Origin of the sequence: Duganella hordei (genome assembly GCF_040369125.1) — a bacterium.
Taxonomy (GTDB): Bacteria; Pseudomonadota; Gammaproteobacteria; order Burkholderiales; family Burkholderiaceae_D; genus Rugamonas; species Rugamonas hordei.
Map to the genome: position 1 here is coordinate 349,868 of NZ_BPWI01000005.1, position 21,244 is coordinate 371,111.

21 protein-coding genes are annotated in these 21,244 nt (G+C 65.9%); 13 read left to right on the forward strand and 8 right to left on the reverse strand.

Annotated features, from left to right (window positions below; genetic code table 11):
* Positions 1–7: 7 nt before the first annotated feature.
* Genes ABWW33_RS14710 through ABWW33_RS14720 form a run of 3 tightly spaced genes read left to right on the forward strand, consistent with a single transcriptional unit; the run spans position 8 to position 3,529 of the window.
* Positions 8–496 carry a (2Fe-2S)-binding protein gene (locus ABWW33_RS14710; RefSeq protein ID WP_353402448.1) on the forward strand — a complete coding sequence of 163 codons (489 nt, stop codon included), beginning with the start codon at positions 8–10 and terminating at the stop codon, positions 494–496.
* Positions 493–2,811: a xanthine dehydrogenase family protein molybdopterin-binding subunit gene (locus ABWW33_RS14715; RefSeq protein WP_353402450.1), complete on the forward strand. Its 2,319-nt coding sequence runs from the start codon at positions 493–495 to the stop codon at positions 2,809–2,811. The genes ABWW33_RS14710 and ABWW33_RS14715 overlap by 4 nt, the downstream gene beginning before the upstream one ends.
* The gene (locus tag ABWW33_RS14720; RefSeq protein WP_353402452.1) at positions 2,804–3,529 is read left to right on the forward strand and encodes an enoyl-CoA hydratase/isomerase family protein; all 726 of its coding nucleotides are present in this window, start codon (positions 2,804–2,806) and stop codon (positions 3,527–3,529) included. Before ABWW33_RS14715 ends, ABWW33_RS14720 begins: the two co-directional genes overlap by 8 nt.
* A gap of 74 nt (positions 3,530–3,603) precedes the next feature.
* Here ABWW33_RS14720 and ABWW33_RS14725 read toward each other — a convergent pair whose 3' ends face one another.
* The gene (locus tag ABWW33_RS14725; RefSeq protein WP_176653932.1) at positions 3,604–5,181 is read right to left on the reverse strand and encodes a UbiD family decarboxylase; all 1,578 of its coding nucleotides are present in this window, start codon (positions 5,179–5,181) and stop codon (positions 3,604–3,606) included.
* 194 nt (positions 5,182–5,375) lie between these two features.
* Here ABWW33_RS14725 and ABWW33_RS14730 point away from each other — a divergent pair, with 194 nt between their 5' ends.
* Complete coding sequence (locus ABWW33_RS14730; RefSeq protein ID WP_176653933.1) at positions 5,376–5,969, forward strand: UbiX family flavin prenyltransferase; 594 nt, start codon at positions 5,376–5,378, stop codon at positions 5,967–5,969.
* 63 nt (positions 5,970–6,032) lie between these two features.
* Here ABWW33_RS14730 and ABWW33_RS14735 read toward each other — a convergent pair whose 3' ends face one another.
* On the reverse strand, positions 6,033–7,121 hold the full coding sequence (locus tag ABWW33_RS14735) for a type II asparaginase (RefSeq protein WP_176653934.1): 1,089 nt from the start codon (positions 7,119–7,121) through the stop codon (positions 6,033–6,035).
* A 147-nt stretch (positions 7,122–7,268) separates the two neighbouring features.
* Here ABWW33_RS14735 and ABWW33_RS14740 point away from each other — a divergent pair, with 147 nt between their 5' ends.
* Positions 7,269–7,628, forward strand: coding sequence for a hypothetical protein (locus tag ABWW33_RS14740; RefSeq protein ID WP_176653935.1), 360 nt, complete (start codon positions 7,269–7,271; stop codon positions 7,626–7,628).
* Positions 7,629–7,668: 40 nt separating this feature from the next.
* Positions 7,669–9,360: an FAD-dependent oxidoreductase gene (locus tag ABWW33_RS14745; protein WP_353402455.1), complete on the forward strand. Its 1,692-nt coding sequence runs from the start codon at positions 7,669–7,671 to the stop codon at positions 9,358–9,360.
* Positions 9,361–9,367: 7 nt separating this feature from the next.
* On the opposite strand, the gene ABWW33_RS14750 is transcribed toward ABWW33_RS14745, so the two are convergent.
* The 5 genes from ABWW33_RS14750 to ABWW33_RS14770 form a co-directional block, all read right to left on the reverse strand.
* Positions 9,368–10,438: a patatin-like phospholipase family protein gene (locus ABWW33_RS14750; RefSeq protein WP_176653937.1), complete on the reverse strand. Its 1,071-nt coding sequence runs from the start codon at positions 10,436–10,438 to the stop codon at positions 9,368–9,370.
* A gap of 83 nt (positions 10,439–10,521) precedes the next feature.
* The gene (locus tag ABWW33_RS14755) at positions 10,522–11,643 is read right to left on the reverse strand and encodes an acyltransferase family protein (RefSeq protein ID WP_176653938.1); all 1,122 of its coding nucleotides are present in this window, start codon (positions 11,641–11,643) and stop codon (positions 10,522–10,524) included.
* Positions 11,644–11,651: 8 nt separating this feature from the next.
* Entirely contained in the window at positions 11,652–13,787 is a 2,136-nt protein-coding gene (locus tag ABWW33_RS14760) for a TonB-dependent receptor plug domain-containing protein (RefSeq protein WP_353402457.1), read from the reverse strand.
* A gap of 3 nt (positions 13,788–13,790) precedes the next feature.
* The gene (locus ABWW33_RS14765; RefSeq protein WP_353402459.1) at positions 13,791–15,404 is read right to left on the reverse strand and encodes a peptidoglycan DD-metalloendopeptidase family protein; all 1,614 of its coding nucleotides are present in this window, start codon (positions 15,402–15,404) and stop codon (positions 13,791–13,793) included.
* The gene (locus tag ABWW33_RS14770) at positions 15,401–15,787 is read right to left on the reverse strand and encodes a BlaI/MecI/CopY family transcriptional regulator (RefSeq protein ID WP_176653941.1); all 387 of its coding nucleotides are present in this window, start codon (positions 15,785–15,787) and stop codon (positions 15,401–15,403) included. Before ABWW33_RS14770 ends, ABWW33_RS14765 begins: the two co-directional genes overlap by 4 nt.
* Before the next feature lie 228 nt (positions 15,788–16,015).
* Here ABWW33_RS14770 and trhA point away from each other — a divergent pair, with 228 nt between their 5' ends.
* The 7 genes from trhA to ABWW33_RS14805 all read left to right on the forward strand — a co-directional run bounded on the left by trhA (position 16,016) and on the right by ABWW33_RS14805 (position 20,911).
* A complete protein-coding gene (gene trhA / locus ABWW33_RS14775; RefSeq protein ID WP_176653942.1) occupies positions 16,016–16,633 on the forward strand; it encodes a PAQR family membrane homeostasis protein TrhA in 618 nt (205 codons plus the stop codon).
* A gap of 13 nt (positions 16,634–16,646) precedes the next feature.
* On the forward strand, positions 16,647–17,528 hold the full coding sequence (locus ABWW33_RS14780) for a LysR substrate-binding domain-containing protein (protein WP_176653943.1): 882 nt from the start codon (positions 16,647–16,649) through the stop codon (positions 17,526–17,528).
* A gap of 170 nt (positions 17,529–17,698) precedes the next feature.
* A complete protein-coding gene (locus tag ABWW33_RS14785) occupies positions 17,699–17,860 on the forward strand; it encodes a hypothetical protein (RefSeq protein ID WP_176653944.1) in 162 nt (53 codons plus the stop codon).
* A 146-nt stretch (positions 17,861–18,006) separates the two neighbouring features.
* Complete coding sequence (locus ABWW33_RS14790) at positions 18,007–18,384, forward strand: LiaF transmembrane domain-containing protein (protein ID WP_353402462.1); 378 nt, start codon at positions 18,007–18,009, stop codon at positions 18,382–18,384.
* Positions 18,381–19,088, forward strand: a complete 708-nt coding sequence (locus tag ABWW33_RS14795) for a LiaF transmembrane domain-containing protein (protein ID WP_176653946.1) — start codon at positions 18,381–18,383, stop codon at positions 19,086–19,088. The genes ABWW33_RS14790 and ABWW33_RS14795 overlap by 4 nt, the downstream gene beginning before the upstream one ends.
* A gap of 2 nt (positions 19,089–19,090) precedes the next feature.
* Positions 19,091–20,170, forward strand: a complete 1,080-nt coding sequence (locus tag ABWW33_RS14800; protein ID WP_353402464.1) for a sensor histidine kinase — start codon at positions 19,091–19,093, stop codon at positions 20,168–20,170.
* Positions 20,171–20,173: 3 nt separating this feature from the next.
* On the forward strand, positions 20,174–20,911 hold the full coding sequence (locus tag ABWW33_RS14805; RefSeq protein ID WP_353402466.1) for a LytR/AlgR family response regulator transcription factor: 738 nt from the start codon (positions 20,174–20,176) through the stop codon (positions 20,909–20,911).
* An 8-nt stretch (positions 20,912–20,919) separates the two neighbouring features.
* Here ABWW33_RS14805 and ABWW33_RS14810 read toward each other — a convergent pair whose 3' ends face one another.
* The gene (locus tag ABWW33_RS14810; RefSeq protein ID WP_176653949.1) at positions 20,920–21,129 is read right to left on the reverse strand and encodes a hypothetical protein; all 210 of its coding nucleotides are present in this window, start codon (positions 21,127–21,129) and stop codon (positions 20,920–20,922) included.
* Positions 21,130–21,244 lie beyond the last annotated feature (115 nt).

The following is a 21,244-nucleotide window of genomic DNA, read 5'->3' on the forward strand; positions in this document are numbered from 1 at the left end:
GTGAGACGTGGTACAAGTGAAATTACAGGTCAACGGTCAACAGGTCGAGCGCGAGGTCGAGGACCGCACGCTGCTGGTGGAGTTTTTGCGGCGGGAGCTGGGCATGACCGGCACCCATGTCGGCTGCGACACGACGCAGTGCGGCGCCTGCACGGTCAACCTTGACGGCGCCGCCGTCAAGTCGTGCACGGTGCTGGCGGCCCAGGCCAGCGGCGGCAGCGTGCGCACCGTCGAGGGCATGGAGCGGGACGGCCGCCTGCACGCGGTGCAGGAAGCCTTCGTGCAGTGCCACGGTCTGCAGTGCGGTTTTTGCACGCCGGGCATGATCATGGCGATCGACTATTTCCTGCGCGAGAAGCCGGCGTCGCTGGACGACGAGGCCATTCATACTGCGCTGGAGGGCAATATCTGCCGTTGCACCGGCTATGTGAACATCATCGCGTCGGTGCGCCATGCGGCCCGCGCGCTGTATCCCGAACTGGAGGCACAGCCATGATCGGCCAGTCCCTGCCACGCCTGGAAGACCGGCGCCTGGTGACCGGCAACGGCCAGTACACCGACGACATCAGCGTCGATGGCCAGGTGTATGCCGCCTTCCTGCGCTCGCCGCACGCGCACGCGCGCATCCATGCGATCGACACCAGCGCCGCGCGCGCCGCGCCCGGCGTGCTGGCGGTGCTGACCGGCGACGACTACCTGGCCGCCGGTTTCCAGGGCATCCAGCACGTGCCGATGCCGCTCGACGCCATCGACCACACGGCGCCGGCGTTCAGGGAGTCGCTGACCGGCTCCGTCTACAGCCGCCTGCACCTGCCGCTGCCGGTCGACAAGGTGCGCCACGTGGGCGAGGCGGTGGTGATGGTGATCGCCGCCAGCGCAGCGCAGGCGCGCGACGCCGCCGAACTGGTGGACGTCGATTACGACGTGCTCGATGCCGTGGTGCTTGCCGATGCCGCCATGGCCGCCGGCGCTCCCCAGCTCTACGACGATGCGCCCGGCAACCTGTGCTTCCAGACGCAGCTGGGCGACCGCGACAAGGCGCGCGCCATCTTCGCCGGCGCCCATTACGTGCTGCGGCGCGAATTCCACAACAGCCGCGTCGTCAACTGCCAGATGGAGCCGCGCGCGGCGATCGGCGTCTACGATCCCGAGGCCGGCAGCTATACGCTGATCTCGGGCAGCCAGGGCGCGGTGCGCCAGAAAATGGGCCTGGTGGCCGCGCTGCGCGTGCCGGCCGACAAGGTGCGCGTGGTGTGCCCGGACGTGGGCGGCGGCTTCGGTCCGCGCAGCTCGCTCTATGTCGAGCAGCTGGCGGTGGTGTGGGCGGCGCGCGAGGTGGGGCGTCCGGTCAAGTGGACCGGCGACCGCAGCGAGGCCTTTCTGTCCGACTACCAGGGCCGCGACGCGATGCTGCGCGCGGCAATCGCGTTCGACGCCGACGGCCATATCCTGGCCATCGACAATGAATGGATAGGCAACGTCGGCGCCCATACGGTGTCGTACGTGCCGATGTCGAACGGTACCCGCGTCATGACCACGGTGTACCACGTGCCGGTGGCGGCGGTGCACATCAGCGCGGTGCTGAGCAATACCGCGCCGACCGCGCCTTATCGCGGCGCCGGGCGGCCGGAGGCCAACCACATGATGGAGCGCCTGCTCGATCTCGGCGCGCACGCGCTGGGCATCGACCGGGTCGAGATCCGCCGCCGCAACATCGTGCGGCGCGACGCCATGCCTTACCTGAGCCCGATGGGTCTGCACTACGACAGCGGCGACTTCGCCGGCAACATGGAACGTGTGCTGGAACTGGCCGACTGGGACGGCTTCGCGGCGCGCCGCGCCGCTTCCGCCGCGCGCGGCAAGCTGCGCGGCATCGGTCTGGTCAACTACATCGAGGCGCCGGTGGGCGCGCCGCGCGAGCGGATCGAGATGCGCGTGCTGCCGCAGGGCGTGATCGACCTGGTGTCCGGCACACAGACCCAGGGCCAGGGCCACGCGACGACCTTCGCGCAGGTGGTGGTGGCGCAGCTGGGCGTGCCGGTCGACTCGGTGCGCCTGCGCACCGGCGACACCGCCTTTGTCAGCGTCGGCGGCGGCACCCACTCGGACCGCAGCATGCGGCTGGGCGGCACGCTGCTGGTGCATGGCGCGGCCAAGATCGTCGAGCAGGGCAAGGCCGCGCTGGCCGGACTGCTGAAGGTCGATGCGGCCACGGTGTCGTTCGCCGACGGCTCGTTCCGCGCCGACGGGCACGCGGCCGGCCTGTTCGAGCTGGCGCGCCGGCTGGCCAAGGCGGGCCTGCCGCCGCTCGAAGCCGAGGCCGAATTCAACGGCCGCATGGCCGCGCATCCGACCGGGTCGGCGGCGATGGAACTGGAGGTCGACCCCGACACCGGCGAAGTCGAGCTGTTGCACTACATCTCGGTGGACGACGTCGGCCAGCCGATCAATCCGATGATCGTCGAGGGCCAGGTGCACGGCGGGCTGGCGCAGGGCATAGGCCAGGCGCTGTCGGAAGGCTTTTACGTCGATCCCGACAGCGGCCAGGTGCTGTCGGGTTCCTATATGGACTATGGCGTGCCGCGCGCCGGCCGGGTGCCGCGCATGACGCTTGAATTCTCCGAGGATCCGACCGCTGGCAACCCGCTGCGCGTGAAGGGGGGCGGCGAGAGCGGCATCACGCCGGCCACCGCCGTCATCTACAACGCCCTGGCCGACGCGCTGGGCGAGGGCGCCTCCCAGGAACTTGACATGCCCGCCACACCGGCGGTGATCTGGAATTACATACAGCGGGAACAGGAAAATGGATAAAGAACAGGTAAAAATCATTCGCGACGGCGACGTGCTGGCGATACGCCTGGAACGCGCCGACAAGGGCAACGCGCTGACGGCCCGCATGGGCGAATTGATCGTCGCCGCGCTGGCGGCGCTCGACCCCGGCGTCAAGCTGGTGCGCATCGACGCCGACGGCGCCGATTTCTGCACCGGCCGCGATTCGCCTATCCCCACGCTCGGCACCAAGCCATCGGCGGAGACCGTGCGCCAGGTGGTGGCGCTGCCGCCGCTGGCGCTGTACGACGCGATCAAGGCGGCGCCCGTGCCGGTGCTGACGGTGGTGCGGGGCCGCGCGATAGGTGCCGGTTGCGCGCTGGCCTGCGTGGCCGACCTGGTGCTGTGCGCCGACGACGCCGTGTTCCAGATTCCCGAGATGGAGCGCGATATTCCCCCAACGCTGGTGATGGCGGCGCTGGCCGACCGGGTGCCGGTCAAGACGCTGGCGCATATGGTCTACAGCCGCATGCCGCTGAGCGCCGCGCAGGCGCTCGAGGCCGGATTGGTGGCCAGCGTGATGCCGGCCGCCGGACTCGATGCCGCGGCCGATATGCTGGTCCAGACGATGCTCGGCAACGGCGCCGTGACACTGCGCGCCGTCAAGCAGTTCCTGTCGCTGGCCCCCGGCATGGCGCCGGCATCGGCCAGCGTGCTGGCTGGCCATCTTGCCGCCACCGCGCTGTCTACACGGTTTTAAAGCACGTCAAAAAAATGAGCCGCCATCCCCGGTTTGGGGATGGCGGCTCATTGCTTTTACGGGGACGGCGTCGCTCAGGCGAACAGGTAGCGGCCTTCGTCGTCGCGCGTGATGGCGCGTGTGGCGCCGGTGTCTTCCAGCCAGCGGACCACTTCGCGGCCGTCGCGGCTGCCGACGGCTGCCATCAGTTCGGCGAACAGCTTTGGTCCATGTTCCAGCGCCGCCTGCAGCGACTCGAAGCGCGCGCCGTCGAAGACCGGCGCGGCCGGCACGCGGTGCTCGATCGAACGGTTCATGCCCGGACGCAGGAATGGCAGCGTCAGGTCGAAGCCGGCCTTTGCCGTGTGGTGGGAACCGGCCAGCGACGGATCGAGCGGCATGGCGCGCATGCGGTCCTGCAGCACCAGGTCGCGGTCGGCCTGGAAGCGGGTGGCCAGCGCCCAGTCCATCTGGTCGTCGGAGAAGATGTCGATGTCGGGATCGACCACGAACACGTGCTTGACGTTGGCCAGGCAGGCGAATACAGCCGCGATGGCGTTGCGCGCCTCGCCCGGCACGCGCTGCTGCAGCGAGACGCGGACGTTGAACATGCCGCCGTTGGCCGCGCTGGCGTACACCGCCTTCACTTCGCGCACGGCCACTTCCAGCGCGCGCCAGACGGTCACCTCGGTGCGCAACGCGCACAGCTGGGCGGTGTCGGTATAGGCCATGTCGCGGCCGCTGATGGTCGAGGTCTGGAACACCGGGTCGCGGCGGTGCGTGATCGCCGTCAGGTGGAACAGCGGATTGCGCTTGACGCCGCCGTAGTAGCCGAGGAACTCGCCGTACGGACCTTCCGGCTCGACGTGGCCGTTTTCGTCGAGGTAGCCTTCGAGGATGAACTGTGCGTCGGCCGGCACCATCAGGTCGTTGGTGACGCACTTGACCACGCCCAGCGGCGCGCCGCGCAGCGACGCCAGCAGTTCCAGTTCATCGGTCGGCAGGCGCATGGTGGCGGCCACGTGGTCGATCGGGTGGGTGCCCACCGCGAAGGCGATCGGCAGCCGTTCGCCGCGGTTGGCGTGCTCGAGGTAGATCGCGCGCAGGTCGGACGGCGCGATCAGATCGATGCCGGCGGTGCGGCGGCCGCGCAGCATCAGGCGGCGAACGCCGACGTTGGTCCAGCCGGTGTTCTTGTCGATGACGAAGTCGATCGACGAGGAGATGTAGGGGGCGCCGTCCAGGCCGTGCTGCAGGTGCACCGGCAGCCTGGTGAAGTCGCAGTCGTCGCCGGTCAGCACCACCTGCTGCACCGGCGCCGCCTCGCGCGTAACCTGGTGGATGCTGGCCTTCCGGCGCAGGCGCTTGAGCACCTCCTGCAGCAGGTTTTCGGAGGTGGTGTCGAAAGCCGCCGCCAGGCGGCTGCGGCTGCCGGCCAGGTTGCCGCACAGCGCGAACGGGGCGGCGTCGCCGGCGCCGGAGGGCCGGTCGAAGATGACCGCTTTCGGGTTGCCTTCCAGCAGGCGCGCGACGTCGGCCAGCTCGACCGGGCCGGCGTGGCGTTCAAATTCGGCCTCGCCTAGCGCGGCGGCAAACCGGCGCAGTTCGAAACGCTCCAGGTCGGGAAGGGCGCTCGCCTGCTCCGCGGCGTTGAAATCGGGATGGGAACTCAATGTTGTCTCCGTATGTCATGATCGGTGTCGACAGGTGTCGACCATCGCAATCTAAAGCACTACGGCACATAACTGAAGCAACAATATCTGATCACTTAATTAGAAAAACTAATTAATTTGACCGCGCCGTTCACGGCTGTTTGGCTCTGTTACCATCGGCTCTCCAGCGCTGCAACTACCAGACATCTACCATCATGCAACCATCATCCCGTCCCCGTTTTATCGTCGGCATCAGCGGTGCCTCCGGCGTCGTTTACGGCATCCGCCTGCTGCAGCTGCTGCGCCAGCTTGATGTGGAATCGCATCTGGTGATGAGCAAGTCGGCCCAGGTCACGCTGGCCCACGAGAGCGACCTGAGCGTGACCGAGGTGCGCGCCTTGGCCGACGTGGTCCACTCCAACAGCGACATCGGGGCCAGCATCGCCAGCGGTTCGTTCCAGGTTTCGGGGATGATCGTGGCGCCGTGCTCGATCAAGACCATGTCGGAGATCACCACCGGCATGACCAGCACGCTGCTGTCGCGCTCCGCCGATGTCATGCTCAAGGAGCGCAAGCGGCTGGTGCTGATGCTGCGCGAGACGCCGCTGCACCTGGGCCATTTGCGCAGCATGACGGCGGTGACCGAGATGGGCGCCATCATTTATCCGCCGGTGCCGGCGTTTTACGCGCGGCCGCAGAGCATCGACGAGATGGTCGACCATACGCTGGGAAGGGTGTTGGACCTGTTCGGCCTCGACGCGAAGACGGTGAGGCGCTGGGATCCCCGGGGCCAGGTGGCCCCGGAGTGACAAACTAACAAACTAATATCTCATCATGCGCCGGTTCCGGCGCATTCAAACTCCCCACCTCGTTCAGTAGGTATAGAACATGCGCTGGATTTCCTTGCTGTCGCTGGTCTTGGTCAAGGCCAGCATCAGCAGGATGCGCGCTTTCTGCGGGTTCAGCGTATCGGAGACCACGAAGTCCAGCTCGTCGTCGTTGGCTTCGCCGTTGCGGGCCACGATGCCCTGGCCGACGCGGCTGGAACGCACGATCACTACGCCTTGCTTGCGGGCGGCCGTCAGCGACGGCGTCACCTTGGCGGCCAGGCTGCCGTCGCCCACGCCGGCGTGGATGATACCCTTGGCGCCCGCGGCCACCAGCGCATTCAGCGCAACTGGATTAACATTGGCGTAGCCGTAGAAAATATCAACCTGCGGCAGTGCGTCCAGTTTGGAGACGTCGAACTCGGTGTCGACCGTGTGCTTGCGGGTCGACGCGTGGTAGAAGTAAGGCTTGTTGCCCTGGATGTAACCCAGCATGCCCAATTCCGGCGTCTTGAAGCTGTCCGGCGTCGAGGTGTTGGTTTTGGTCACGTCGCGGGCGCCGTGGATCTGGTCGTTCATCGCCACCAGCACGCCCTTGCCGACGGCTTCCTGGCTGGCCGCCAGCAGTACCGCGTTGTACAGGTTGATCGGGCCGTCGGCCGACAGCGCGGTGCCCGGGCGCATCGCGCCGACCAGCACCACCGGCTTTTTGCTCTTGACCACCAGGTCGAGGAAGTAGGCGGTTTCTTCCAGCGTGTCGGTGCCGTGGGTGATGACGATGCCGTCCACGTCGGACTGGGCCAGCAGCACGTTGACGCGCTTGGCCAAGGTCAGCCAGTGTTCGTTGCTCATGTTTTCGCTGGCGATCTGGAACACCTGCTCGCCCTTGACCTGGGCCACCTTGGCCAGCTCCGGCACGGCGGCGATCAGGCGGTCCACGCCGACGGTGGCGGCCGTGTAGCCGACCGTGGTGGTGCTGGTGGCGCCACTGCCGGCGATGGTGCCGCCGGTGGCCAGGATGGTCACATGGGCGAGCGGGGCGGCCACTTTGTCTGCCGCCCCGGCATAGCTGCCAAGCAGTAATGCGCAGCACAGCAGCGCCTTGAAGAACCGTGCGGGTATCGGGTGGGACATGTGATCTCCTGATCAGGCTGTAAAGCTTGGGATAATAACAAATACGTGGTCTGTCAACAATGCAAGCCCATGCCGCGTTAATGACTATGCAGAAATTGTTAAGATAGTAGATAATTGCTTACAGATAATTACAAAAGAGAAAACATTATGGATTTGGCTAACACCATGCGCAAGGGCGCGGCGTTAGTGCTGGCTTCCTTGCTGGCCGTGGGCCTGAGTGCCTGCGGCAAGAGCGCGGCGGAAAAACAGCGCGAGGAAGCGGCCACACTGACCAGCCTGGGCGAGAAATATGTGAAGGAAAAGGTGCGGGAGCCGGCGTCGGCGCAGTTCCGCAACCAGTTCATCGGCAAGGGCGGCGCCCCATGCGGCGAAGTCAACGCCAAGGACGCGTTTGGCGGTTACATCGGCTACCAGCGCTACATCTCGGTCGCGCGCGACCTGACCTTGCTGGCGCAAGACGTTTCGCCGGCCGAATTCGAGCAGCAGTGGCAGCAACTCTGTCGCTGAATAAGCGCTATCATTGCCGCATATTGAACGAGGACACGGCATGGAACAGAACCCAGGGAGCGGCAATAGCGCCAGCCCTCATCTCGCATCATCGGACATCGGCAACCGCCGCCACCAGATATTCCCCACGCTGAGCGAAAGCGAATTCGAGCTGCTCAGCCGCTACGGCGAACGCCGCAGCTTCCGCGCCGGCGACATCCTGTTCCGCCAGGGCGACCGCCACATCTCGATGTACGTCATCATCTCCGGCGCGATCGAAATCGAGCGCGGCTCGGCGCTCGGCTCGACCGTCATCGGCAACCACGGTCCCGGCATGTTCACCGGCGAGATCGGCACGCTGGCGGGCCGCGCCGCCGTCGCCACCGGCCGCGTGAAGAGCGACAGCGAACTGATCGTCATCCCCGAGGAAGCCCTGCGCACGCTGGTGATCTCGGAAGCGGCGCTGAGCGAGACCATCATGCGCGCCTACATCCTGCGCCGCGTCGCCTACATGCAGGACCAGACCGGCGGCGTGGTGGTGTTCGGCGCGCGCCATTCGCAGGCGACGCTGATCCTGCGCCACTTCCTGACCCGCAACGGCCAGCCGGCCGCCTACTTCGACGTCGAACTGCACGACGAAACGGCGGCGCTGATGGAGCGCTTCGGCGTCACCGAAGCCGATATCCCGGCCGTGGTCACGCCCTCCGGCGACGTGCTGCGCCAGCCGACGCTGCGCCAGGTGGCCGACAGCATCGGCCTCAGCTCCGACAACATCGACGGCCGCAGCTTCGACCTGGTGGTGGTCGGCGCCGGCCCGGCGGGCCTGGCGGCGGCCGTGTACGCGGCTTCCGAAGGCTTGAGCGTGGCCGTGCTGGACGCCAAGGCGCCGGGCGGCCAGGCCGGTTCCAGCTCCAAGATCGAAAACTATTTCGGCTTCCCGACCGGCGTGTCCGGCCAGGCGCTGGCCGGTCGCGGGCTGTCGCAGGCGCGCAAGTTCGGCGCCGAGGTGGCGGTGCCGGTCAAGGTCAGCTCCGTCAATTGCGAAGGCCCGGATTTCGAAATCGCCATCGACAGCGGCGAGCGTTTGCGCGCGCGATCGATCGTCATCGCCACCGGTGCCCGCTACCGCAAGCCGGACCTGCCGGGGCTGGAGCGCTTCGAGGGGCGCGGCGTCTATTACAGCGCGTCCTTCATGGAAGCGACGTTCTGCGCCAACGAGGAAGTGGTGATCGTCGGCGGCGGCAATTCGGCCGGACAGGCGGCGGTGTTCCTGGCCGGCCACGCCAAGCACGTGCACATCGTGGTGCGCGCCGACGGCCTGGCCGCCAGCATGTCGCGCTACCTGATCCAGCGCATCGAGGCGGCGCCTAACATCACGCTGCATACCCGCAAGCAGATCGTCGAGCTGCAGGGCGAGGACCGGCTGGAGCGCATCAGCTGGCAACCTGCCGGCGGCGAGGTCAAGACCGCGCCGGCGCGCCACCTGTTCCTGTTCCTCGGCGCCGAGCCGAGCACCGCGTGGCTGGGCGATTGCGTCGACCTCGACGACAAGAACTTCGTGCTGACCGGGCCGCAGGTATCGGGATCGTCCTCGTGGCCGCTGGAGCGCAGTCCGCACTTCCTGGAGACCAGCCGGCCGCGCATCTTTGCCGTCGGCGACGTGCGCAGCGGTTCGGTCAAGCGCGTGGCCGCCGCTGTCGGCGAAGGTTCGGCGGCGGTGCAGTCGCTGCACCAGGTGCTGGCGTCGGACTAGCGTTAAGTTAAGGTTCTATGCTGCGCAGCGGCTTGCTGTGGCGGTGGGCGCGGCGGACCGGCGGATGCTGGCGCGCCGGCCGGCCCAGCGCCTCGCTTGCGCGGTCATACCCGAATTGCCACTGGTCGGTCATGTGCTGCACAAAGGTCTCGTAGCTCGGCGGCATGGCCAGTTCGATGCGGTTGCGGCGCCAGTCCAGCTTTTGCTGCAGCTGCTGCTTCTCCAGCACCACCGACACGTCCGACGAATCGATGCGCATGTCGGCCAGGTGCGTGTTGGCGTAGCGCAGGCGCGCGTTGCCGTCCACGCCCAGCACGGTGCGCCAGGCGGGAATCGAGAATACCTGGTCGAACGCTTCCTTGAATTCCATGACGACTTCCGTGCCGAGACGGCGGGCGATTTCGACCGGGAACAGGTCCAGCACGCCGCCGATATATTCCTGACCCTGGTATTGCGCGCAGCGGAAGTAGATCATGTCGGCGATGGAGATGCGGGCGGCGACGGTGATCGGCACGGTGCCGTCGACCAGCAGCTCGCGCGCGACGGCGTGGTCGCCCCAGCGGGCGTCGCTGAGCGGCGCATCCATGTCCCGCAGCTGGGCGGCGGCGCGTTCGCCGCAAAACACGGTTTCCGCATACAGTTTGCGCTGGCCGCGCGGCTGGCCCACTTCCGATTCGTCGAACAGCAGCTTGCCGCCGATGATGGCGACGTCCACCTCCGGTGTGCCGGTGGCGGGCGGGAAGGGCAGTTGCGCTGGAATCTCGAACAGGTAGTCGCTGAACAGGTCCGGAATCACCGGCGCCCGCGCCGTCGACAACTTGCGCTTGGCGGCGCGCGCCAGGCTGCCGATCAGCGCCGCGCGCCGGGTCGATTTCAGGCTGCACCAGAAGCTGTACATCTCCGGCGAAGACAGCCAGGCCCGTTGCTGCTCCGGATCCGGCAGGTTGTGGATGATGGTGGCGGCGATCGCACCGCCGCAGCTGGCCAGCAGCACATCGGGCGCGCGCCCGGCCTGCCGCAGCGCGGCATACATGCCGATGTAGATGCCGAACCGAAACCCGCCTCCACCCAGCACCATGCAGCGTTTATACGGTTTATACGATTGTTGCGAAGATTGAATTTGTGCTTGCGTCATAGCGAAACCATACCACAGCAAGGGATCTAGCCTTGCAAATATGGCTGCCGTCGCTGTTGGCGGCGCAGTGCCGCGTTGGCGGGTTCGGAGACGTAGCGGGCGACGAGGGCGGCTACCAGCGCCGTCAGGCCGAGGAACAGCAGCAGCCACGGCAGCCTGGCGGCGTAGCTCAGGCTGGCCTTGGTCGCCACGTTGCGCATCGCCGCCAGCACGATGATATGGAACAGGTAGATCTCGTAGCTGTGCTGGCCGAACCAGCGCAGCGGGGCGATGCGCGGAGCGCGCGAGACGGTGGCGCTGCCAGGCTGCGCCGCGCTTCCGAACAGGAAAGCAGCGCTGGCCATCGCCACCTGCGTGAAGCCCCATACCTCGTGTCCCTCGATACCCCGCAAATACAGCGCCGCCAGCGCGATGCCGCCGATCCAGCGCAGCGCCGTGCCTTGCCGGGCATTGGGTCGCGTACCGTGCGCCAGCAGTGCGGTCAGGCAGCCGAAGGCGATGGCGTCGAAGCAGGCCAGATAGCCATACATGAAGAAGATTTCGTTGTCGGTATGCTGGCTGCGGTAGATCGGTCCCGCCACGATGGCGGCACAGCACAGCAGCACGATCAGCCACTGCCTGCGCAACAACAGGCACAATACCGGCAGCAGCAGGTAAAACACCTCTTCCACCGACAGCGACCAGTACACGTTCAGGCAGTAGTTGAAGTAGCCGGCCGTTTGCATCAGCTGGTTATGCCAGAACGTCAGCACCGATCCCGCCGCGACGACGAAGTAGCTGGCCGGCCGGTGCACGCCGCCGTCCGAATTGGAAAAGAACGGCACCTCCATCAGCCCAAGCGGCACGATGATCGCCAACGCCAGCAGCAGGCAGGGCATGATGCGCGCGAAACGGTATAAATAGAATGTACGGATATCGATGTTCGCCAGGTCGCCCCAGCGCCGCAGCGACGTCGATGTGATCAGGTAACCGGAAACGGTGAAGAACATCGTCACGCCGAAGTTGCCCTGGTAAGCCGCGCGCAGCAGCCAGGCTGGCAGCAGGTCGCCCAGCGGGCTGTTTTTCAAGCCGTAGGCCAGCGTAAAGTGCAGCACCAGCACGCACAATATGGCGACGCCGCGCAGGGCGTCGATATGTTTGTTTCTCATTGATTCGTTCAAAATTGATGCTCCATCAGGATGCGTAGTGTGGCATAGCTTGGCGTCTGCGTGACGCGGTAGCGGCGGCCGTCGGCGTAGCGATAGTCGTGGAACTCGCTGGCTTGCTGGCGCAGCAGGTTGCTGGCCGAGAAGCGCAGCTGCGTCTTCGCATTCATCTTCCACAGCGCGTACAGGTCCAGCTCCCGTTTCGGGCTGCCGCCGATTTCCAGCAACGGCGATTGCCGTACCGGGCCGCCCGCCTGGTAGTTCAAGCTTCCGCCGACGGTGAGCGCCGCGCCGGGCAGGCGATAGTCGGCGCCAAGGTTGGCCGTGAACGGTACCTGGTTCTCCAGGCGGTTGTTCGGCCCCTGCACGCTGTCCACGCTGGACCAGTTGCGGGAGAGATTGGCGCGCAGGTCCAGCGCGGGCGACAGCGGGAGTTTTGCCTCCAGCTCCAGCCCGTGCACGCTGGCGTTGCCCTGGTTGAACGGCGACTCGACCCACTCTCCGTCCTGCTGGAACAGGCGCGTCAGCGTCACGTCGCGAATGCGCCGCACATAGGTGCTGATGCTGACCAGCGCACCTTCGCCCAGATAGTGTTCATATGCCGCATCCAGCCCCCACGCCAGTTCCGGCCGCAGGTAGGGATTGCCCTGTTCATCGGGATTGGTCTGGTTATTGTTGTTGTCGTTGGTGTAGCGGCGCGGGACCAGCTTGGACAACGGCGGTGCCTTGTAGGTACGGCTGATGGCCAGCCGCAGCAGGTCCTTGTTCGGCAGCTGGTAGCGCGATTGCAGCGACGGGCTCCAGACCTGCGAGCGCGAACTGAGCGCATCCGGCGCATTGGCGGCGGTGGCGCGGCTGGCGGTGTCCAGCCGTTCATGGCGCAGGCCCAGATAGAGCGAGTAGCGCTCCGTGACCTGCCATTCGTCCTGCGCGAACAAGGCGATGCGATTGACGGTGGCGCGGTAGTCGGCGTTGTTGGCGCCGGTTTGCACGCCGTCCGGACCGAACAGGGTTTCGCTGCGGTCCTCGCTGCGGGCCGCATGGCTGGCGTCCCAGCCCAGCGCGATCGCGTGCCGTTCGCCGACCGGGTGGCGATACGTGCCGCTGGCGGTGATGCTGGTTTCGGAAGGCCCGGAGTCGACATGATGGCGTCCGGCCGGCTGCAGGTCGCTGTCCTGGCCGATGAAGTCGAAGGTGCCGCTGCGGCGGTTGCTGCTCAGGCCCAGCTTCGTTTCCAGCCTGGCGCCGCTGGCCAGCAGGTGCATCCAGTTCAAGTCGTTGCGCAGCATGCTGAAGTTGGCGGCGAAGTCGGAGACGTTGTGCGGGTATTCGCTGTGCTCACCAATCAACGCCGTTTCATCGGCACGGCGCTGGATTCCGACCCGGCGCAGGTTGGCGAAGCCCAGCCAGGTCAGCGTATCGCCGCCGTCCAACGTCCAGTTCAGGCGCGGCGCGATGGTCAGCGCATCGGTGAGGCCGGATTCGGTTTGCGGCGTGCGACGCAGCAGGATGGTTTCGCCGGCCGTGTTGCGCTGTTCCTCCCAGTCGGTCGACGACGCAGCGTTGCGCTTGCGCGTCAACGTGGCGGCGACGCTGTACGAATAGCCGCCATCCTGGTCCGACAAGGTGGCGGACAGCGCCGGCGTGGTGGCGCCGGCCTGCCTGGCGACGCTGGCGCTCAGCGATCGCTGGCCGCGCTTGACGGTTTTCTTGAGGATGATGTTGATCGCGCCGGCCACCGCGGCGTTGCTGAATTCCGCCGTGGTGCTGCGCATGATCTCAATACGCTCGATCATCTCGGGCGCCACCGAATCGAGCGAAAAGCCCGCTGCGACAGGCTCGCCGTTCAGCATGATCTGCGTATAGCCGTTGCCCAGGCCGCGCATGCTGATCGCGCCGCCCTGGCCGGGCACGCCGGAGATGCTGATGCCTGGCAGGCGTTTCAGCACGTCGGCCAGCGTCTGGTCGCCCTGGCGGATGATGTCGTCGTGGTTGACTGTGATGTTGGTGGTGGTCTCGCGCTGGCGCTGGTCGGCGCGGGCGGCGGTGACCTTGACCTGTGGCGGTTCCGGTGCGTCGTTGTCGGAAGCGTAGGCGCAAGCGCCCACCGCCAGCAGCGCACTGCCGGCAAGATGATGAATCTGCATAGTTCAGGAACCTAGTTGTTGTCGGCGGATTTTCAGCGCGCGTTTGGTGGCGTGGGCATCCAGGTTGGCGAGCCTGGTGGCGGGGTCGATGGCCTGTTCGCCCTGGCGGATTTCGAAGTGCAGATGCGGACCGGTGGCGAAGCCGCTTTCGCCGACCGCGCCGATCAACTGGCCCGCTTCGACACGGGTGCCGGCTTTGACGGCCACGCTGCTCAAGTGCGCGTACAGCGAACGTTGCGTGCCGTGGTCGATGATGACGGTTGTGCCATAACGCCCATCGTTTTCGGCCAGCGGTCCGGCTGCGATCACCACGCCCGCCGCCGACGCGTGGACCGGCGTGTTGACCGGCGCGGCGATGTCGATGCCCGTGTGCGGCCTGACCGATACGGTGCGCGTTACGCCGAAGAAGCCGCTGACGTGCATCTTGTCGAGCGGGTAGCGCCACGCGGTTTCGCCGCTGTCCGCAAACGGTGCCGTCTGGACGACGATGGCTGCCGGCTGGGGGGAGGTGACCGCCAGCACAGGCTGCAGCATGACGCCGGCCGCCAGCAGCGCAGCCAACGATACGGATACGCCGCAGACGGCGGCGCGGCTCAGCGCCGGCAATGCGCTCTGCTGCATGTGCCGGATGCGCGCGGCGGCGGTGGCGCCGTCAATGCCGCCAAATGCCACGCCTGCCGCCGGCAAGGTTGCGGTTTGCGTCTTCCACTGCAGCAGCAGGGCTTGTGCGTACTGCTTGCGTTGCTGCTGCGGACGTCCGGCCAGCACCTGCTGGTCGCAGGTCAGCTCCAGCGCCCACTCCATCCTGGCGTGCATCCAACGCAGCGCTGGGTTGAACCAGAATACGGTTTGCAGCACGGTCGATATGCCGAGGCACAGGGGATCGCGCGCCCGCCAGTGATGCAGTTCGTGGGCGATGATCATGTGCTGCTGCTCGGCGCTGAAATCGCGCAGATGGCGCGGCAGCAGCAACAGCGGGCGGCGCACGCCGACCAGCATGGGGGAGATGGCGGCGCCGGTTTCCATCACCGCCAGGCGGTGGCGGGCGATATCGGCCAGCTGGCTTGCGCTGAAGGCGCCGTGGGCCAGCAAGTCCTGCGAAGACAGCCGCTCGGCGCTTGCCAGCAACTGGCGCCACAGGCGGCGGGCATGCAGCAGCCGGGCCAGCGCACGGGCCAGGCCGCATGCGTAGATCAAGGACCAAAGCGCCGCCAGGATGAGCGCTGGCGGCGGCGGTTTGATGTCGTTGGTGTCGCCGGTGTCGTCGCTTCGCTCGCCGGCGGAAGCGGATGACGGTGAGGTAGATGACGGCGAGGCGGCGGACAGCGGTGTGCCGCCCGGCGTGACGGTACGGATTGACGGCTGGCGGGCCACGGCCGCCGGCTCGCTCAAGGTGACGGTAGGCGCAATGCCAAGCTGCGCGGCGTGCGGCACGAAGGCCAGCAGCGCGGCGCCGGCGGTCACGCCTTGCGCGGCCAGCCACAGCGCGCGGCGCGGCAGCAGGGCGGGCCAGCGGCGCAGCGCGGCCGTCAGCAGCGCCCACGCCAGCAATCCCGTCGCCACGCAAGCGGCGCTGGCCGCCAGCCATTTGAACATCGCCACATAGGCCGGCATCATGGCTTGCCGGCCTCGTCCGATGGCCACTGCTGCAGCATCTGCTCCAGCTGCGCCAGCTCCTGCTGGTCGACCAGCTTGCTGCCGGTGAACATGGTCACCGGCAGCGGTGCGTCGATCTCCATCACGCGGCGGCCGAAATCATGCGCAAAGGCCGCCAGCGTGCCGACTTTTTCCAGCAGCGCGCTGTACACGTTCACGCCGTGCGCCGTGTGCTGGCCGACCATCTGCTTTTCCAGCATGCGGTCCAGCGTCTTGCGGGTGGAAGAGAACGACCATTCGAGCTCGCCGGCGACGGCTTCGTGAACCTCGCGCGCGCTCAGCGGCTGCTGTTTCCACAGCGCCTTGAGTATCGTCAATTCGCTGACGGATGGAATAGGGGACATGTTTACCTTTCTGCGACCAATGGGGAGATTGTGCGACATGTGTCGCACAGAGTCAAGCCGGAAACGTAAAATTTGTAACATTGCATTTAATTAATTCTTTATATGTTACGATTAAGTTTTTGCTAATTGCCATTTATGTACCGGTGCGCGGCACCGTTATGCGATGCGCTATACAATGCTCGGGGCCGTGGCTATTCCGCCGCCGCCACCTCGGCATTGGAAACACATATGTATTACGGAGAGCGCTTCAACAGCATCACGCACACGGTGGGCGCCGCCCTGGCCGCGATCGGCGGCACGCTGCTGATCGTGCTGGCCGCCCGCACGGGCGATCCCTGGAAAGTGGTCAGCTTCAGCATTTACGCCGTCACCTTGTTTGGGCTGTACCTGACGTCGACGCTGTATCACAGTCTGCGCGGCCGCGCCAAGGACGTGCTGCGGCAGATGGACTACTGCGCCATCTACCTGCTGATCGCCGGCAGCTACACGCCGTTCACGCTGGTGAGCCTGCGCGGGCCGTGGGGCTGGTCGCTGTTCGGCGTGGTATGGGGCCTGGCGCTGATCGGCATCCTGCAGGAGATATGGTTTGCCAAGGGCGCGCGGGTGCTGTCGTTGCTGATCTACGTGGCGATGGGCTGGGTGGCCGTGATCGGCGCCAGTCCGCTGATCGATGCGCTGGGCTGGGCTGGTTTCGGCTGGCTGGCCGCCGGCGGCGTGGTGTACACCGTGGGCATCGCCTTTTTTGTCACCGACCACAAGTGGCGTTATGGCCACGGTGTCTGGCACTTGTTTGTACTAGGCGGCAGCGCCTGCCATTTCGGCGCGGTGCTGCTGTACGTGGCGTAACAACGGAGCAGCAGTGGATATTAATTCAGACGATCTGAAAACCTTCATCACGGTGATCGACAGCGGCACGCTGAGCGCCGCGTCGGTCCACCTGGGCCAGACCACCTCCGGCGTCAGCCGCGCCTTGTCGCGGCTGGAGGAAAAGCTGGCCACCTCGCTGTTGACGCGCACCACGCGCCGCATGGAGCTGACCGAAGAGGGACATCTGTTCCTCGAGCGCGCGCGCGCCATCCTCGGCGCCATGGAAGAAGCCGAAGAGACCATCCGCATCCGCCGCCAGAAGCCGGCCGGCCGCCTGTGCGTGGACGCGGCCTCGCCGTTCATGCTGCATTGCGTGGTGCCGCACATGGCCGAGTTCCGCGCGATGTATCCGGAGATCCGGCTGGAGTTGAGCAGCAACGACCAGATCGCCGACCTGATCGAGCACCGCACCGACATCGCCATCCGCATCGGCGCGCTGACCGATTCGACCTTGCATGCGCGCGCGCTCAGTTCCAGCCCGCTGTACGTGCTGGCCAGTCCCGAGTATTTGCGCCGCCACGGCACGCCGGACACGCCGGAAGACCTGGCGCGCCATTCGCTGATCGGCTTTGCCCAATACGAGCAGGGCAACAACTGGCCGCTGCGCCACGGCAGCGGCAACAGCCTGCCGATCACGCCGTCGATTTCCGCGTCCAGCGGCGAGACGCTGCGCCAGCTGGCGCTGACGGGGCAGGGCATCGTCTGCCTGGCGGACTTCATGACCCGCGCCGACATCGAGGCGGGCCGGCTGGTCAAGGTGCTGGAACCGAGCTACACCGGCTATTGCCAGCAGATCCACGCGGTCTACTACCGCAACACCCAGCTGGCGCAACGGATCAGCTGTTTTCTCGAATTCCTGCAGCAAAAACTCTGATCAGCGGGAGTGTGCGGCTCCGTACAGAGAGCGCTCGTCCGCGGCGCTACACTGGCCTTGCATGCTTGGAGTGCCTCATACAAGATATACAAGAGGCGCTCGGCAGCAGGTAAGCCGGTAGCCTCAAGTACCGGCACCAACAACGATGTTGCCGCTACTGGGAGGCCATCATGTCGCAGACTACTCATCCATCAAAATATCTGGTGCGCGCCTACCTGGAACGCCGGTCGCATGAAGTCAAGCCGCCGCCTACGCCGGAAGAAATCCGGCGCCAGCTCGGCTGGGGCATGATGATGTTCGAACAGAAGGTCAGCAACGGCGGCCGCTCCTGAGCTGAGCCTCGCCGACACGACTCACGCACCCCCGGCGTGAGTTTTTTTCGCCATTCACCGGTCCTTTTCCGCCGTTCGCCGAATAGCCATTTCCCCGCCAGCCGTTCCCCGGTATTGTTCTATCCATACCGACTTGGGGGACTGACATGAGTATTTACACCGCATACCGCTGGCGCCAACAGATAGTCTGGGGCACGGCGCTGATCGCCGCCGGCTGCGTGCTGCTGCTGGACCGCGCCGGCATCATCGAAATCGACTTCAACCCGCTGAGCTTCTGGCGCTGGTGGCCATGGCTGCTGGTCATCAGCGGCATCACCAAGATCATCCCGCCGACCACGCCGCGCTACTTCCTCAACGGCCTTTGGGAGATTTTCTTCGCCGGCTGGTGGTATGTGTCGTTCAACCACATCTGGGGCCTGGGCTTCGGCGAAACCTGGCCGGCGCTGGTGGTGGCCTGTGGCCTGGGCATGCTGCTGCGGCCTTTGCTGGACAATATCTTCCCTTCGACCAAGGAGCCGAAATGAGCTCGAAACGCCAAAAAACTCCCGCGTCGCAGATGATCGTCGGCCTGTTCGTGGTCGCTGTCGGCATGGTGTTCCTGCTCGATAACCTGGGCTGGCTGGATATCGACTTCACGCTGCACCTGTGGCCGACCGCGCTGATCTTCTTCGGCGTGCTGAAAGTGGTGCAGACCCGCACCACCGCCGGCGCCATCGTCGGCGGCGCGCTGATACTGGTCGGCAGCGTGATCCTGCTGAACGAGACCGGGCTGATTTCCATCGGCTGGCGCTCGCTGTGGCCCTTGCTGCTGATCGCCGCCGGCCTGTCGGTGGTGTTCAAGTCCACCAACGGGCGTTCGCTGCTGGAGCAGTTCAACAGCCCGCTGGAAAAAACCAGCGACGACAGCGTCATCAACATCACGGCCGTCATGGGCGGTTTCAAGCGCCGCATCACGACGCCGGATTTCCGCGGCGGCGAGATCACCGCGCTGATGGGCGGCTGTGAACTCGATCTGCGCCAAAGCTCGATCAATGGCGAGGCGGTGCTGAACGTGTTCTCGATGTTCGGCGGCGTCACCATCAAGGTGCCTATCGACTGGACCGTGGTCCTGCAGGGCACACCCATCATGGGCGGCTTCGAGGAAAAGACGGTGCCGCCGACCACGCCGGACAAGCGCCTGATCGTGCGCGGCTACGCCATCATGGGCGGCCTGGAAGTGCGTAACTAGGCATGCAGGAGATTTCCTCCAGCCGGCGCGGCACCGTCATCTACCTGACGGTGTGGCTGTTCCTGGGCATCGCGCTGGGCGGCGTGATTTCGCTGGCCAGCGATGCGCCGGCCGGCAACGCGATGCTGTTCGCGATTCCGATGAACCTGGTGTACGCCTTCGCCGCCGGCTACTCGGCCTACTATCTGTGCCGCGCCTATCCGCTCGGCAGCCGCCGGCCCGGCGCGATCGCGCTGGTGCTGACGGTGGCGGCTGTGGTGTCGGGTTTCCTGTGGCTGGTGGTTGGGCGCGTGTGGAACGGCGCCTGCCTGACGCTGGGAACGGCATGGGCCGGCATAGAACTCAGCCCGCACCTGTCGGCGCTGATCGTCGGCCTGGGCATACTGCTGTACGGCTTTGCGGCGGCGGTGCACTACCTGGTGATCGAATTCCTGCGCGCCAAGAGCGCCGAGCAGCGCGAGCTTGAATCGCTGCTGATGGCGCAGGAGGCCGAGCTGCGCATGCTGCGCACGCAGATCGATCCGCACTTCCTGTTCAACAGCCTCAATTCCATCAGTGCGCTGACCTCGCAGGACCCGAAGGCAGCCCGCCGCATGACGCTGGAACTGGCCAGCTTCTTCCGCCAGAGCCTGGGCATGGAGGCGCATAAAAAAGTCACGCTGGGCGAGGAGGTGGTGCTGATACGGCACTTCCTCGCCATCGAGCAGGTGCGCTTCGGCGCCCGGCTGCAGGTGGAAGAGGCGGTGGAGGACGAGGCCGCCGCCTGCCTGGTGCCGCCGATGATCATCCAGCCGCTGGTGGAGAACGCCGTCAAGCACGGCATCTGCAATATGACGGACGGCGGCACCATCCGCGTCAGCGCGCGGCGCGCCGGATCGGTGCTGCATATCCGCGTCGACAACCCGGTGGACGAGGACATGCCGTCGGCGCCAGCCAGCGGCCATGGCATCGGCCTGACCAACGTGCGCCAGCGTTTGTCCGGCGCTTATAAACACGAGGCCAGCATCCATTGGGGCCGCAAGGAAAACAGCTTTGGCGTGGAGATCGCAATGCCCGCGCAAACAAGCGAAGACGGAGAATAGAGCATGCGTGTCATTATCGTGGACGATGAAATGCTGGCGCGCGGCGTGGTGCGCGAATACCTGGCCGAGCATCCCGACGTGGAGGTGGTGGCGGAATGCGCCAACGGCTTCGAGGCCGTCAAGGCGATCACCGAGCTGGCGCCGGACCTGGTGTTCCTCGACATCCAGATGCCCAAGCTGGACGGCTTCGAAGTGGCCGAACTGGCGGGCGGCAAGACCCGCTACATCTTCGCCACCGCGTTCGACCAGTATGCGATCAAGGCGTTCGAGTTCCACGCGCTCGACTATCTGCTCAAGCCGTTCAGCCAGCAGCGCTTCGACCAGGCGCTGGCGCATGCGCGCGCCAATCTGGGCAAGGGGACGGGCGATGCTGCGGTGGAGAACATGGTGCGCGAGGCGGCCGGCCGCAACAAGCCGCTGGGCCGCGTGCTGATACGCGACGGCGCCAAGGTCCACGTCATCAACAGCGAGAAAATCGAGGTCATCGAAGCGCAGGACGACTACGTGCAGATCCGCTCGGAGGGGAAATCCTATCTGAAGAACCAGCGCCTGACGGAGCTGGAGGGGCAGCTAGACGCCGGCCAGTTCCTGCGCATCCACCGTTCCTACGTCGTCAACATCGCCTGCGTCGACCGCATCGAGCAGGCCACCAAGGACAGCCACGTGGCCATCCTCAAGGACGGCAGCAGGATCCCGGTCAGCCGCAGCGGCTACCAGAAGATCCGCGATGTCCTGCAGTAGGACGACGGCTATTTCTGGCCGTCTGCCTGGGCCTGGTGGGCCACCTTGACGTCGGAGGCGCGGCGCGCGCCGTCGCCGGACAGTACCCGCAATATGGTGGCTTGGGAGACGGCATGGGTCGACAGATAAGCCCATGCATGGGCGGCGCCTTCGACGGCATCGATAACTATGGCATGTTGAATCGCTGCCGCGAGGCGAGCATTTTCTCGGGGGCGCATAGGAGCATCCTTACAAACTAAGAGCTCACGGCGCTGAGGTGAGGTGATAAACAGTCGGGTCGCGCGAAGGTGGGGCGCTTTGAAGCTGGTCGATTTCAATATACCAGACATGCCG

Excerpts from the sequence above, each read along its gene's own strand:
- ABWW33_RS14715 (WP_353402450.1), top strand. The coding sequence starts at position 493 with ATGATCGGCCAGTCCCTGCCACGCCTGGAAGACCGGCGCCTGGTGACC.
- ABWW33_RS14720 (WP_353402452.1), top strand. The coding sequence starts at position 2,804 with ATGGATAAAGAACAGGTAAAAATCATTCGCGACGGCGACGTGCTGGCG.
- ABWW33_RS14730 (WP_176653933.1), top strand. The coding sequence starts at position 5,376 with ATGCAACCATCATCCCGTCCCCGTTTTATCGTCGGCATCAGCGGTGCC.
- ABWW33_RS14735 (WP_176653934.1), bottom strand. The coding sequence starts at position 7,121 with ATGTCCCACCCGATACCCGCACGGTTCTTCAAGGCGCTGCTGTGCTGC.
- ABWW33_RS14740 (WP_176653935.1), top strand. The coding sequence starts at position 7,269 with ATGGATTTGGCTAACACCATGCGCAAGGGCGCGGCGTTAGTGCTGGCT.
- ABWW33_RS14745 (WP_353402455.1), top strand. The coding sequence starts at position 7,669 with ATGGAACAGAACCCAGGGAGCGGCAATAGCGCCAGCCCTCATCTCGCA.
- ABWW33_RS14750 (WP_176653937.1), bottom strand. The coding sequence starts at position 10,438 with ATGGTGCTGGGTGGAGGCGGGTTTCGGTTCGGCATCTACATCGGCATG.
- ABWW33_RS14755 (WP_176653938.1), bottom strand. The coding sequence starts at position 11,643 with ATGAGAAACAAACATATCGACGCCCTGCGCGGCGTCGCCATATTGTGC.
- ABWW33_RS14760 (WP_353402457.1), bottom strand. The coding sequence starts at position 13,787 with ATGCAGATTCATCATCTTGCCGGCAGTGCGCTGCTGGCGGTGGGCGCT.
- ABWW33_RS14765 (WP_353402459.1), bottom strand. The coding sequence starts at position 15,404 with ATGATGCCGGCCTATGTGGCGATGTTCAAATGGCTGGCGGCCAGCGCC.
- ABWW33_RS14770 (WP_176653941.1), bottom strand. The coding sequence starts at position 15,787 with ATGTCCCCTATTCCATCCGTCAGCGAATTGACGATACTCAAGGCGCTG.
- trhA (WP_176653942.1), top strand. The coding sequence starts at position 16,016 with ATGTATTACGGAGAGCGCTTCAACAGCATCACGCACACGGTGGGCGCC.
- ABWW33_RS14785 (WP_176653944.1), top strand. The coding sequence starts at position 17,699 with ATGTCGCAGACTACTCATCCATCAAAATATCTGGTGCGCGCCTACCTG.
- ABWW33_RS14790 (WP_353402462.1), top strand. The coding sequence starts at position 18,007 with ATGAGTATTTACACCGCATACCGCTGGCGCCAACAGATAGTCTGGGGC.
- ABWW33_RS14795 (WP_176653946.1), top strand. The coding sequence starts at position 18,381 with ATGAGCTCGAAACGCCAAAAAACTCCCGCGTCGCAGATGATCGTCGGC.
- ABWW33_RS14800 (WP_353402464.1), top strand. The coding sequence starts at position 19,091 with ATGCAGGAGATTTCCTCCAGCCGGCGCGGCACCGTCATCTACCTGACG.
- ABWW33_RS14805 (WP_353402466.1), top strand. The coding sequence starts at position 20,174 with ATGCGTGTCATTATCGTGGACGATGAAATGCTGGCGCGCGGCGTGGTG.
- ABWW33_RS14810 (WP_176653949.1), bottom strand. The coding sequence starts at position 21,129 with ATGCGCCCCCGAGAAAATGCTCGCCTCGCGGCAGCGATTCAACATGCC.